The sequence below is a fragment of the Mycobacterium sp. RTGN6 genome, from assembly GCF_033804605.1.
GTDB lineage: Bacteria > Actinomycetota > Actinomycetes > Mycobacteriales > Mycobacteriaceae > Mycobacterium.
The window spans coordinates 1-12933 of sequence record NZ_JAPZKZ010000008.1; the positions used below are offsets into that span (position 1 = coordinate 1).

Annotated in this window: 12 protein-coding genes, 1 pseudogene and 1 riboswitch; of the genes and pseudogenes, 7 read left to right on the forward strand and 6 right to left on the reverse strand. The window is 66.9% G+C overall.

The annotated features are described in order from the left end of the window. Together SLQ33_RS33605 and SLQ33_RS33610 are read right to left on the reverse strand one after the other, a co-directional pair. Positions 1-63, reverse strand: a 63-nt coding sequence (locus SLQ33_RS33605; RefSeq protein WP_319458277.1) for a hypothetical protein, incomplete at its 3' end; no start/stop codon positions are given. Beyond that, positions 64-120 (reverse strand): annotated as a pseudogene (locus SLQ33_RS33610) (hypothetical protein); the annotation flags it as partial. A gap of 61 nt (positions 121-181) precedes the next feature. Here SLQ33_RS33610 and SLQ33_RS19765 point away from each other — a divergent pair. After that, a complete protein-coding gene (locus SLQ33_RS19765; RefSeq protein ID WP_319455929.1) occupies positions 182-664 on the forward strand; it encodes a hypothetical protein in 483 nt (160 codons plus the stop codon). 240 nt (positions 665-904) lie between these two features. Here SLQ33_RS19765 and SLQ33_RS19770 read toward each other — a convergent pair whose 3' ends face one another. The 3 genes from SLQ33_RS19770 to SLQ33_RS19780 form a co-directional block, all read right to left on the reverse strand. Further along, positions 905-1189, reverse strand: coding sequence for a hypothetical protein (locus tag SLQ33_RS19770; RefSeq protein ID WP_319455573.1), 285 nt, complete (start codon positions 1187-1189; stop codon positions 905-907). 47 nt (positions 1190-1236) lie between these two features. Next, positions 1237-3996, reverse strand: a complete 2760-nt coding sequence (locus SLQ33_RS19775; protein WP_319455574.1) for a helix-turn-helix transcriptional regulator — start codon at positions 3994-3996, stop codon at positions 1237-1239. A 125-nt stretch (positions 3997-4121) separates the two neighbouring features. Continuing rightward, positions 4122-5885, reverse strand: coding sequence for an MFS transporter (locus tag SLQ33_RS19780; protein ID WP_319455575.1), 1764 nt, complete (start codon positions 5883-5885; stop codon positions 4122-4124). 144 nt (positions 5886-6029) lie between these two features. Beyond that, positions 6030-6140: riboswitch (TPP riboswitch) on the forward strand. Here SLQ33_RS19780 and thiC point away from each other — a divergent pair. The 6 genes from thiC (at position 6130) to SLQ33_RS19810 (ending at position 11659) form a co-directional block, all read left to right on the forward strand. Further along, positions 6130-7704: a phosphomethylpyrimidine synthase ThiC gene (gene thiC, locus SLQ33_RS19785; protein WP_319455576.1), complete on the forward strand. Its 1575-nt coding sequence runs from the start codon at positions 6130-6132 to the stop codon at positions 7702-7704. (Overlaps the previous riboswitch by 11 nt.) Further along, positions 7701-8540, forward strand: a complete 840-nt coding sequence (gene thiD, locus SLQ33_RS19790; RefSeq protein ID WP_319455577.1) for a bifunctional hydroxymethylpyrimidine kinase/phosphomethylpyrimidine kinase — start codon at positions 7701-7703, stop codon at positions 8538-8540. Before thiC ends, thiD begins: the two co-directional genes overlap by 4 nt. After that, positions 8530-9144 (forward strand): alpha/beta family hydrolase, encoded by a 615-nt coding sequence (locus SLQ33_RS19795; RefSeq protein WP_319455578.1) that lies wholly within the window; start codon positions 8530-8532, stop codon positions 9142-9144. The genes thiD and SLQ33_RS19795 overlap by 11 nt, the downstream gene beginning before the upstream one ends. Before the next feature lie 40 nt (positions 9145-9184). Further along, complete coding sequence (locus SLQ33_RS19800) at positions 9185-9838, forward strand: septum formation family protein (RefSeq protein WP_319455579.1); 654 nt, start codon at positions 9185-9187, stop codon at positions 9836-9838. Positions 9839-9878: 40 nt separating this feature from the next. Next, entirely contained in the window at positions 9879-11363 is a 1485-nt protein-coding gene (locus SLQ33_RS19805) for an NAD(P)/FAD-dependent oxidoreductase (protein ID WP_319455580.1), read from the forward strand. 17 nt (positions 11364-11380) lie between these two features. After that, positions 11381-11659, forward strand: a complete 279-nt coding sequence (locus SLQ33_RS19810) for a hypothetical protein (RefSeq protein WP_319455581.1) — start codon at positions 11381-11383, stop codon at positions 11657-11659. Here SLQ33_RS19810 and SLQ33_RS19815 read toward each other — a convergent pair. Then, positions 11626-12825, reverse strand: a complete 1200-nt coding sequence (locus SLQ33_RS19815; RefSeq protein WP_319455582.1) for a TetR/AcrR family transcriptional regulator — start codon at positions 12823-12825, stop codon at positions 11626-11628. The genes SLQ33_RS19810 and SLQ33_RS19815 overlap by 34 nt on opposite strands. Positions 12826-12933 lie beyond the last annotated feature (108 nt).

Here is a 12933-nt window from a genome sequence, read left to right on the forward strand (position 1 = left end):
GGGATCGGTCCCGTTGAACACCTCTTCGCCATCGGAGACGCCGTCACCGTCACTGTCGGCCACATTCGGATCGGTTCCGTAGTAGTCGGTCTCGTCGTCGTCGTACAACCCATCGCCATCGGTATCCGGCCGCGGATCACCGGAAGTCGTGCCGCTGGACTGACCGCTACTGCCCGACGTCGTGCCGCTCGAACCCGTTGACGACTCGCCACTCGAACCCGACGACGCGCCGGACGAACCCGTTGACGACTCGCCACTCGAACCCGACGACGCGCCGGACGAACCACCACTCGACGACGTGCCGCTCGACCCAGTCGACGACTCGCCACTCGAACCCGACGACGCGCCGGACGAACCACCACTCGACGACGTGCCGCTCGACCCAGTCGACGACTCGCCACTCGAACCCGACGACGCGCCAGACGAACCACCACTCGACGACGTGCCGCTCGACCCACTCGACGACTCGCCACTCGAACCCGACGACGCGCCAGACGAACCACCACTCGACGACGTGCCGCTCGACCCACTCGACGACTCGCCACTGGAACCACCGCTGGCGCCACTCGAACTCGACGAGCTATCGCCGTCGGCACCGCCGGAACTGCTGTCGCCGGTGGTGGCGTTGGTCAGGAACATCGGTACGTCCGGCTCGGCCGGCTGATAGAGCGCCAGCGCGCAGATGGTCAGGCCGCCCGCGAACAACACGGCGCCACCCCTGGCCCGGGTGAGCTCCCAGAGCGAGCGTTGCGCCGCCCCTCGGTCCACGTTGGGTTCGAGGTCACCGGGCTTCTGGTCGCTGGGCACGTGGAAATCCCCCCTGCGGATTTGCTGTTCGAATGCTGCAGATTTGACGCTAGTGCTGGCAACTCCCCAGGGAATCGGGTGTTTCCCTATGACCCCCCTACAAGAACCGGGCATTCACCACCGGGGTCAGGCGTTGCGGGGGGATGCCGGCTTGCCCGCACACCTCCGCAACCGCTCCAGCGGAGTGCGCGTCGAAGACCCCGAACGCGACTTCGTCGCCCGGCACCGCGAGAGTGACCAGCAAATGCACAGGCGCGCCGCCAGCGGAAGCTGAGGCGGCGCACTCGGCGAGCCGATTAACCTTTTCGTCGAATCCGCCGCTCGCCGCGTCCGGCCGATACCACTCGACCAGAAAGTGCGACTTGTTCCGCGCCCGAGTCATCGCGCCACCCTAGATGGGGAGGTGCCGCGTGTGAATCGGGTGTTTCCCTAGTCCTTCAATCCACCCATGAGTCGGCCGAGCTCCGCACGGGAATGGATGTTGAGCTTGCGGTAAACGCGAGTGAGGTTGGCTTCCACGGTTTTTGGGCTGATGAACAGAGCCGCCGCCATGTCGCGATTGGTTGCTCCCGACGCGGCCAATTCCGCGATTCGTTGTTCGGCGTCCGTCAGCCCGACGGCCCGACGGACGCCGGAATCCACTCGCGCAAGCTCGGTGACGGCCCGCGCTGCCCACAACGGAGTGCCCATGTCCTCGAAGGCCCGCTGGACGGCGCGCAGGGTCGCCGCGGAGGCATCTCGGCGTCGGTTCCGGCGTTCGAGCTGACCCAGTAGCAACTCCGTACGGGCCCGTTCAAACGGCATGTCGAGTTGCCGGTGATACTCCATCGCCCGCGCGATGGCGTCGTCAGCGGCCGCGAGCTCGCCACGGGCGGCCAGCACCATCGCGCGGCCGCGCGCACCGACCGCCGACATCCAGGCCCGGTTCAGCCGGCGCCCGTTGTCCTCGAGGATGCCGACCAACCCCTCGGCGTCGGGGAGGCGCCCGACCGCGACCATGGCCTCGACGGCGTCCGGAACGAAGGACGCCGACATGAGCTCCGTCATCTTGGGCGTGGCCGCAAGTAGTGCCAACATCGGCTCGAGCGTTATCAGCGCCTGCTCGTAGTGCCCCAGCGAAGCTTCCAGAAAGCCGAGGCTGGTGACCGCCCACTCGGCCAGCCGCTGCGAACTGCAGCGCTCGGCGGCGGCGAGCGCACCGGCGGTGTCTCGGCGGACCTCGTCGACCCGACCGGCGTAAGCGCCGTTCATCGCCCGGATCGTCAACGCGACGAACATCGGCAGGTCACCACCCAACTGCAGCGCCCGCTCCATCAGGTCGTCGGCGACCTGTTCGGCGTCGCCGAACTTGCCCTGCCAGACGTGTACCAGCGCGGTGTGAAAGCCCAGGAAGATCAGATCGTTGTCCTCGCCGCGCTCCGCGCAGCGCTTCTGGATGGCACTGAGTTCGGCGGCCCCCTCGGCGTAGTGGCCAGACCACGCGCGCAGCAGCGCGTGCTGCAGCCGGGGCCGCAGGGGGACGGGAACACCCTCGGACTGATCGTCCAACTCGCGGACGCGGGCCAAACTCGCTTCGTCGATGCCGTCGCCGACCAGGAAGCGAAACGTCGTGCGCATGCCCAGCGCCTGGCTGAGCAGAGCTGATTGCTCCAACCGGGTGGCGCTCGCCGCGGCGTCCTCGGTATGGGCCAACGCCAACTCGGTACTACCAGTGTTGAAGAGCGCATAGGAGAGCATCACCAGCATCTGCACCCGCGAGGCCGGGTCGCCGCACTCCTCGATCGCGCGCTCGAGGAGCCCGGCGGCTTCGACGAAGCTGTCGTCGCTGATCCGGACGAAGCCAAGCAGCTTCATCGCTTCCGCACGCATCGCGCTCGGCCCCAGCCGGTCGATGACGTGCTGCAGGTGCCTGCGGGCCTCGACCAAGTCACCCGCATCGAAATGATTTGCTGCGGTGAGGATTCGGCGCTCCGAGGTATCACCATCGAGGCTGATGGCCAGCTCGAGCAGTTCGGCGGCCGCTGCGGGTGCGCCCCGCACGCGCGCCATGTGTGCAGCCGTATCCAACGACTGCAACGTCTCCTCATCCCCGCCCGTAGACGCCAGGGCGAGGTGTCGAGCGCGAAGCTCGGGTTCGTCGAGGAGCTCCGCGATGCGCCGGTGCATTCGGCGGCGAGCGGCGGGACCGTTCTCGCTGTACACGCCACGGGCCAGCAGCGGGTGGGTGAAACGCAGCCGGTGCCCGTCGATTCCGATGATGCCGTTGGCCTCGGCCGCCTCCAGCGCCCCGACGACGGCTTCCGGGGTCGTGTCGGTGGCACGCGCGACCAGCTCGACCGTCGGGTCCGCCAGACTCGCGGTGGCGAGCAGCGCACCCCGCGCGCCGGGGGTCAGCTTCCCGATCCGGATCTTGACCAGCTCGGCCAGACTGCCCGGCAGCGACGCGCCGGCGTCCCACGTCCCGTCGTCGGCGGCCCTTGCCAATTCCACTGCGTAAAAGGGGTTTCCGCCCGAGACGTGATGGATCTGAAGCATCTTGGGTCGCGAGAACGACCGCCCGACCCGGTCGGCCACCACCGCGTGCAACGCTCCGACGCTCAACGGCCGCAACGACATCCATTGCATGCGGTCCGGCCGTGGTAGTTCGAGCCACGACCCCAGGTTCGCGCTGTCCGGGCCGGTGCGCACCGCGGCCAGGACTCCGATCGGCCCGCGCAGACGCCGTGCCACCGATGAGACGATCTGCATGCTGGGCGGGTCGAGCCATTGCACGTCGTCGATCGCCACCAGCACCGGGGACGTCTCTGCGAGCTTCGCGAGCACGGAGAACATGCCGGCCGCAACGGCGCGCTGATCGGTCATGGGGCCATCGGCGCCGACTCTCAGCAGAACTCGGTCCATGGCGAGCCGCTGCGGCGTCGGCAGCGCGGCGAAGGCGCGCGGTTCGACCGTGTCGAGAAGTCCGGCCAGCCCCGCATAGGCGAGCACGGACTCGGCCGCCGAAACCCTGGATGAGAGCACCCGGAAGCCAGCACCGCGGGCCCGCTCGAGCCCATCCATCCAGACGGTGGTCTTGCCGATGCCGGCGTCGCCGGCGAGTACCAACGCGGCCGGTTCAACGGCGCTCAGCTTCAGAAATTCGGCAACCGCACGCTGTTCGGTGGGACGGCTGACAATCCCCGGGGCCATGTCAGCATGTTCCCAGTTGATATTGATCTGGTCCACCCGAACCAGCAAAATCACAGGAACGACATAAACCTACGGTAAGCACTAACTTTCGTCGGATAGATGCCCTGCACGCAATCGCGATGAGGTCAGGCGTCGTTGTCGGCGCCCGGCGCGGTGGCGTACTTGCCGGGGTTGAACAGCGACGCCACCGCTCCGATCAACATCATGACCGCGGCGGCGATGAACACCACGCTCAGTCCGGAGTGGAACGGTTCGGTGATGAGTTGCGGGAAGAACGTCTTGCCGGTCAGCACGTCGGAGTTGACGCCGGGAGCGTCGAGTGCGCCCGAGGGGCCGAGCAGCTCGGCGATCGGGTTGTAGCCGAGGAATGCCGCGAAGAGGCTTCCGACCGGAGGCAGGTTCGCGACGTCGTGCGCCACCGATTCCGAGACCCCTTGCGCCTGAAGGCCGCTGCTCATCGCCGAGGGCAGCGTGTTGGCCAGCCCGATGATCATCAGCGAGAAGAAGATGCCGATCGACAGCGACGAGCCCGCGTTGAAGAACGTCGCGCGCACACCGGAGGCCGCGCCGCGCTGGGCCGCGGGCACGCTCGACATGATCGCCGCCGTGTTTGGCGCGGTGAAGATGCCGCCGCCCAGCCCGTTCAGGAACACCAGGATGGCGAACACCCAGTAATCGAAGTTCACCGGAATCATAAGCAGCGCAACGAAGGACGCCGCCATCAGCAACATGCCGCCGACCGTCAACGGTCGCGCACCGAAGCGGTCGGAGAGCGTGCCCGCGATGGGGGCGGCCACCAGGAAGCCGAACGTGACCGGAAGCAGGTAGATGCCGGCCCACAAGGGCGTGGACTCGAAGCTGTAGCCGTGCAAGGGAAGCCAGATGCCCTGCAGCCAGATGATGAGCATGAACTGCAGGCCGCCGCGCCCTACCGAGGACATGAGTCCGGCGAGGTTGCCCATGCCGAAGGACGCGGACCGGAACAGCCGGATGTCGACCATCGGCGACTCGATGTGGAGTTCGATGTAGCAGAACGCCACCAGCAGCAGCAATCCGACGGCGATCGAGCCAAGCACCCAGGGGCTGGTCCATCCGGTGGTGGAGTCGCCGTAGGGCTGGATGCCATAGGTGATGCCGACGAGCAGCACCGTCAGGCCGAGTCCGAAGGACAGCGTGCCCGCCCAGTCCAGACGCCCGGCCGCGCGGACGCCGAGTTCCTTCAGCGACCGGTAGCTCCAGATGGTGCCCATGATGCCGATCGGCACGCCGACCCAGAAGACGGCCTTCCAGTGCCACTCCGACAGGAAGCCACCGATCAGCAGCCCGAGGAACGAGCCGGCCACGGCGGCCACCATGTTGACCCCGAGCGCCATCCCCCGCTGATTGGCGGGGAAGGCATCGGTGAGGATCGCCGACGACGAGGCCATCAGCATGGCGCCGCCGATGCCCTGGATGACGCGCCACCCGATCAGCCACAGCGCGCCGCCGTCGAGGTTGAACGGGTCGAACGACAGCGCGACGGCGGCAAGGGTGAACACGACGAACCCGAGGTTGTAGATGCGGACCCGACCGAACATGTCGCCGAGCCGGCCGAACGGCACGACGAGCACGGCCGTCACCACGAGGTAGCCCATCAGCATCCACAGCAGGTAGCTGACGTTGCCGGGGGCCAGCGGGTTGAGCCCGATACCGCGGAAGATCGCGGGTAGCGAGATGAGCACGATCGAGGCGTTGATCGAGGCCAGCAGGATGCCCAACGTGGTGTTGGACAGCACCACCCACTTGTACCGGGGGTGGTCGTGGTCCATTCGGCTGCGCCGACGGGCGGTCTCGGCCAACGCCTCGTCGGCCGGTGCAATGTTGTTGGTCGGGTCGAGCTCAGTCGTCATCGATGATCAATTCGCTTTTCGTATCGCTTGCATGTCTCAAAGAAGGGCCGCGCACGGCCCAAGGCGTCCAAAACACATATGTTAGCTATATAAAACATCTTGGGGCAATTCCTATTCCGTCACACCGGCTGCGGTACGTTGAACCAGTCCACACACGGGAGCGCACACCTAGTGCGCTGAGAGGACAGCTAGGGCTGTCGACCGTATGAACCTGACCGGGTAATGCCGGCGTAGGGAGCTGAAAATGAGTGATGTTGTTGTCGATCCTTCAGTGACCACCGGCCCGATCACGGGCAGCACGAAGGTCTACCGCGAACTCGCCGGGGGCGCCCGCGTGCCGTTCCGCCGGGTGAACCTGTCCGATGGCGATCACCTCGACCTGTACGACACCTCCGGGCCGTACACCGACGCCGCGGCGGTGATCGACCTCGCTGCCGGGCTACCCCATCGCCCCCGCGTGGTGCGCGACCGTGGGACCCAGCTCCAGCGGGCCCGCAACGGTGAGGTCACCGCCGAGATGGCGTTCATCGCCGAGCGCGAGGGCGTGCCCGAGGAACTGGTGCGCGACGAGGTGGCGCGCGGCCGCGCCGTCATCCCGGCCAACCACAACCATCCCGAGAGCGAGCCGATGATCATCGGCAAGGCGTTCGGGGTCAAGGTCAACGCCAACATCGGCAACTCGGCGGTGTCGTCGTCGATCGGCGAAGAGGTCGACAAGATGGTGTGGGCCACCCGTTGGGGCGCGGACACCATCATGGATCTGTCCACCGGCAAGGACATTCACCTCACCCGGGAGTGGATCCTGCGTAACTCTCCGGTACCGGTCGGCACGGTGCCGATGTATCAGGCGCTGGAGAAGGTGGGCGGCGATCCGACGCAGTTGACCTGGGAGCTCTACCGCGACACCGTGATCGAGCAGTGCGAGCAGGGCGTCGACTACATGACCGTCCATGCCGGGGTGCTGCTGCGCTACATCCCGCTGACGGCCAACCGAGTCACCGGCATCGTCAGCCGCGGCGGCTCGATCATGGCGGCGTGGTGCCTGGCGCACCACACCGAGTCGTTCCTCTACACCCACTTCGCGGAGCTGTGCAAGCTCCTCGCGCGCTACGACGTGACGTTCTCGCTCGGCGACGGGCTGCGGCCCGGGTCGATCGCCGACGCCAACGACGAGGCTCAGTTCTCCGAGCTTCGCACGCTGGGCGAGCTCACCAAGATCGCGAAAGCCCATGGCGTGCAAGTGATGATCGAGGGACCGGGCCACGTGCCCATGCACAAGATCGTCGAGAACGTCCGGCTCGAGGAAGAGCTGTGTGAGGAGGCACCGTTCTACACGCTCGGCCCGCTGACCACCGACATCGCTCCGGCGTACGACCACATCACGTCGGCCATCGGCGCGGCCATGATCGCGCAGGCCGGGACCGCGATGCTGTGCTATGTCACGCCCAAGGAACATCTCGGCCTGCCCAACCGCGACGATGTCAAGGTCGGGGTGATCGCCTACAAGATCGCCGCGCATGCAGGCGATCTGGCCAAGGGTCACCCGCTTGCGCAACTCCGTGACGATGCACTGTCCAAGGCGCGCTTCGAGTTCCGCTGGCACGACCAGTTCGCGCTGTCGCTGGACCCCGACACCGCGCGCGAGTACCACGACGAGACGCTGCCCGCCGAACCCGCCAAGACGGCGCACTTCTGCTCGATGTGCGGCCCGAAGTTCTGCTCGATGCGCATCACGCAGGACATTCGGGACGCCATGAAGAACAAATCCGAGGAGTTCGCCCAACACGGCAACCGTGTCTATCTACCGTTGACGTCGTGAACTTCCTACCGCTGACCCCGCCGGGCGAGACTCCGCTACGGGTCATGACGATCGCCGGCTCAGATTCCGGTGGCGGCGCAGGCATCCAGGCCGACCTGCGCACGTTCGCGCTGCTCGGCGTGCACGGATGCGTGACCGTCGCAGCAGTGACCGTGCAGAACTCGGTGGGGGTCAAGGGTTTTCACGAGATCCCGCTCGACGTCATCACAGGGCAGCTCGAAGCCGTCGTCGAGGACATCGGCATCCAGGCCGCCAAGACCGGAATGCTTGCATCGTCGGAGATCATCACCGCCGTCGCAGAGACGTGGCGCGCGCTCGACATCGAGGCCCCGCTCGTGGTCGATCCGGTGTGCGCCTCGATGCACGGCGATCCACTGTTGCATCCGTCCGCGCTCAATGCCCTTCGCGCCGAACTGTTTCCGCTCGCCACCCTCGTCACACCGAACCTGGACGAGGTGCGGTTGATCACGGGAATCGACGTCGTCGACGCAGCTTCGCAACGCGACGCCGCGAAGGCACTGCACGCACTGGGGCCAAAGTGGACGCTGGTCAAGGGCGGTCACCTGCGCTCGTCGCCACACAGCCCCGACGTGTTGTTCGACGGTGACGAGTTCCACGAGTTCGACGCCGAGCGCATCGACACCGGCCACGATCACGGCGCGGGTGACACACTGGCAGCCGCCACGGCATGCGCGTTGGCCCACGGCTTCTCGGTGCCCGACGCGGTGGCGTTCGCCAAGCAGTGGGTCACCGAATGTCTGCGCGCCGCATACCCGTTGGGCCACGGGCATGGCCCGGTGTCGGCGTTGTTCAGGTTGAGCGCTCGTGAATCTTGACGCCATCGCGGGCGTCGCGCACGAACCCGACGGCACGCCAAAGGGCGCTGTCGTGCTCACCCATGGCGCGGGCGGCAACCGGAACTCCCCGATGCTCATCAAGCTGTGCGACGAATGGGCCCGCCGCGGCTGGCTCGCGGTGCGCTACGACCTGCCGTACCGGCGCCGCCGCCCGAAGGGTCCACCGTCGGGCTCGGCCAAGACCGACCAGGCAGGCATCGTCGAAGCCGTTGAGCTGGCGCGCGGCCTCGGTGTCGGACCGGTCGTCGCGGGCGGCCATTCCTACGGCGGCCGCATGACGTCGATGGCCGTGGCCGAGGGGCTGGCAGTCGACGCGCTGACGCTGTTCTCCTATCCCCTGCATCCGCCGGGCAAGCCCGAACGCGCCCGCACCGAACACCTCCCGGCCATCACCGTGCCGACGGTCTTCACCCACGGCACGTCCGATCCGTTCGGCACCCCCGACGAACTGCGCGCGGCCATCGCGCTCGTCGGCGCGCCCGCCGAATTCGTGGAGATCACCGGGGCCCGCCACGACCTCGGATCGAAGACATTCGACGTGCCCGCCCTTGCGGTCGACGCGGCGCTGCGATTGCTCGCCTGAGCGCCCCGCCCGAACACCCCGAATCCTGTATCTTCCGGGGGTGACCTGGCCTTCCGGAGGAGACCCGAACCAGCCCTACGGCGGGCCGCCCCAGCAGCCGTATCAGCCTCAGCCGCCGAATCAATACCCGCCGCCGCCGGCCTATCAGCAGCCCTACCCGCAGCCGGGGCCGCCACCTCCGCCGCCCATGCCGTACGACCCCGGCCCATACGGCCAGGCCCCGCCGCCGCCGTACGTGGCGCCCAAGAAGTCGAAGAAGGGCTTGTTCATCGCGTTGGCCGTGATCGGCGTGCTCGTCATCGCCGCCGTCGTCGGGGTGGGCTTCCTCGTCGTATCCAAGTTGGACGACACCACCATCGCCACCGAGATGAAGCTCGGGGACTGCATCACCGAGATCCCCACCGACTCGCGGGTGTTGACGCTGCCCACGATCGACTGCGCCCAGCCCCACGGCGGCGAGGTGTACGCAGTGATCACCATGCCCGACGGCGACTACCCGGGACAGGCGAAGATCGACCAGTACCAGAACCAGTGCCCCGACAAGCTCGCCTCGTTCTCTCCGGACGCGATGACGGACGACTCCGTCGGCATCTACGTGCTCTATCCGACGCCGGAGACCTGGGAGCGCGACGACCGTACGGTCACGTGCATCGCGACGCTTGACCCCAAGCGCGCGGGCTCGCTGAAGGGATAGGGGTGCCCTACCTATCCGGTACCTGAGGTACCGTCTACCTATGACTTCGGAGCTAACCGACGCCATCATCGTGGGGGCGGGGTTCGCCGGAATCGGCGCCGCCATCCAGTTGAAACGGCTGGGCTACGACGACTTCGTGATCCTGGAACGCGAGGACGACCTCGGCGGCACGTGGTACGTCAACCACTACCCCGGGCTCGCCGTCGACGTCCCCACCACCACCTACTCGTACTTCTTCGAGCCGAACCCCAACTGGTCGCGGCTGTTCACTCCTGGGCCGGAGATCAAGCAGTACGCCGACGACGTCGCCGACAAGTACGACGTCCGGCGCCACATCAGGTTCAACACCAGTGTCGAGGGTGCCCGTTGGGACGAGGAGGCCAGCGTCTGGCGGGTTGCCATTGCCGGCGGCGAGACGCTGAGCGCGCGGTACCTGCTGACCGCGACCGGCTTCCTGTCGCAGCCGAAGGTGCCCGAGATCCCGGGCATCACCAGCTTCGAGGGCAAGGTCATCCACACCACCGAGTGGGAGGACGACTTCGACGCAGCCGGCCATCGCATCGCCGTCATCGGCACCGGTGCCACGGCCGTGCAGCTCATCCCCCAACTGGCGAAGAGGGCCGCGGACCTCACCGTGTACCAGCGCACGCCGATCTGGGTGGTGCCCAAGATCGACCTGCGGTTCGGGGAGCGGGCCAAGCGACTGTTCGCCCGAGTTCCGTTGACGCAGAGGGCTATTCGCTGGCTGACCGACTCGATCTACGAAGTGATGATCAACACCGCGGTGCTGCAGCACCGCAAGTTCCACCGGCTCAACATCGCGGCGGCCGACTTGTCCAAGGTCCACCGGTTCGCCTCGATCCGCGACAAGGAGCTGCGGCGTCGGCTGACTCCTGACTACGACTTCGGTTGCAAGCGGCCGACGTTCAGCAACGGCTACTACCGCGCCTTCACCAAGCCGAACGTGCACCTGCAGGACGTCGGCATCGATCACGTCGAGGCCGATGGCATCGTCGGCAAGGACGGCACCAAGAACGCCATCGACACGCTGGTGCTGGCGACTGGGTTCGATCTGTGGGAAGCCAACTTCCCCGCCATCGAGGTCATCGGCCGGGACGGGCGCGATCTCGGAAAGTGGTGGCGCGACACCAGATTCCAGGCGTATCAGGGCGTGTCGATGCCGTACTTCCCGAACTACCTGAGCCTGGCCAGCCCGTACGCGTTCCTCGGGCTGAACTTCTTCAACACCATGGAGTACCAGATGCGGCTCATGGACCGGCTATTCACGGAGGTGAAGCGCCGGGGCGCGACGACGTTCGAGGTCACCGAAGAGGCCAACACCGCGTTCCTGGACCGGATGACCGAACTGCTCGGCGACTCGCTGTTCATCATCGGCAACTGCGCCAGCGCGCGGTCGTATTACTTCAACCCCTCGGGTGAACCGACACTGTTGCGGCCATCGTCCACGGAGACGGCCATCCGGGAAGCGTCGGAGTTTCCCCTGAGCGACTATCAGATCGCCTGATCGGAAGGGATTAATAGGTGTCACAAGAAGGCGGAAAGAAGAATTCGCGGTTTCCCCTGCTCGCAGGGTTGTCGATCGCCGGCGCCGGGGTGGCGCACTTCGTCGCCCCGCAGCTGTTCGAGGGCATCACGAAGTCCGCCTTCCCGCAGGACACCGACCGGCACATCAAGACCAACGGCGGCATCGAGACCGCGATCGGCGTGGGTCTGCTGGTTCCGAAGACGCGCAAGCTGGCCGTGCTCGGCTCCTTCGGCTACGTCGCCTACCTGGCCGGCAACGCCATTCGCAATCGATAGCGCCCCAATAGCGTCAGGTCCAGTAGGCCGCTGACCATCGCACGGGTCTGCGCCGTGTCGCGGTAGTCGGTCAGCCGACCGATGTCGATCACCAGCGCCATCGCCGCGTGCACGGCGAACCGCGCCTCGGCCGCGGTCCACTCAGGCCGCATGCCCGTCACCAGCTCGACCCACGCCTCGACGATCGACCGCTGTTGCCTGCGCAACACGTTGCGGTCGGCCACCGACATGTTCAGTCGTTCGGTGTAGTAGACGTAGGCCAACTCCGGGTGTTGGAACGACCGTTTCACGTAGGTGTCGATCACCGTCGTCAGGGCGTCCTCGGGATCGCGTGCCGTCGACGTGTCTGCCGCGACCTCCGCGGACAGCCAGTCGGTCGCCCGGCGAAACGGTGCCGCAAGCAGGTCGCTCTTGCGGGCGAAGTACCGGTAGACCCCCGATGCGGGCAGTCCCACCGTCGCCGCGATGTCCTCGACGCTGGTGTCGCGGTAGCCCTTCTCGTTGAACAGCCGCATCGCCGCGTCGAGCAACGCTTCGTACTTCGACTCCGGCGTCCGCCGCTTCGGCGGCACGCGCGGTGGCGCGTCGTCGGCGGGGACGACGAGGTCGGACGTCGCGATGACCATGCAGAGCTCGGCCAGCAGTGCCTTAATGCGTGCAGCGGGCAGTCGGGCGCGATGGTCGACGATGCTGCCGATCACGCTCAGCACGGCCGTCGAGCGGGTCCAGCGCTCCCGCGACGACAGCCCGGGGCGAAGCGCGGCGAGCGGACGCTGGACGCGGCGGTGCACGGCATGCAGCTGACGGTTCAGTTCGCGCGCATCGTCGTCGCTGAGGAAGCGGCCCTGCCATCGGTAGAGCCCACCCGATTCGCGGGTCGCCAGTGCGGTGTCGGCAAGCGCGGCGACCAGCAGACCCAAGTCGACGCGCGGGTCGTCGTCGGAGCCGGCCAGTTCGGTGGCGTCGACGAGTTGCTGCCCGAGGCTGAGCACGGCGCCGCGGAACAACTCGTACTTGCCCGAGTAGTGGCGGTAAAGGGCCGTCGCGGAAACCCCGACGCGTGACGCGATGTCCTCCATCGTGACGCCGTGATAGCCCAGCGCACTGAATGCTTCGGCCGACGCGCGCGCGATCTGCGCCTTGCGGTCTCTGGGGCGGGCGGCCATGGCGCTCACGCTAGGCGACCGCCAGACAACTTGATAGCCGACTTGGGTTGGAAATTATCACTGAAACCGTCAATCCAACGAGAATGGTCATTAACATATGGGCAGGGG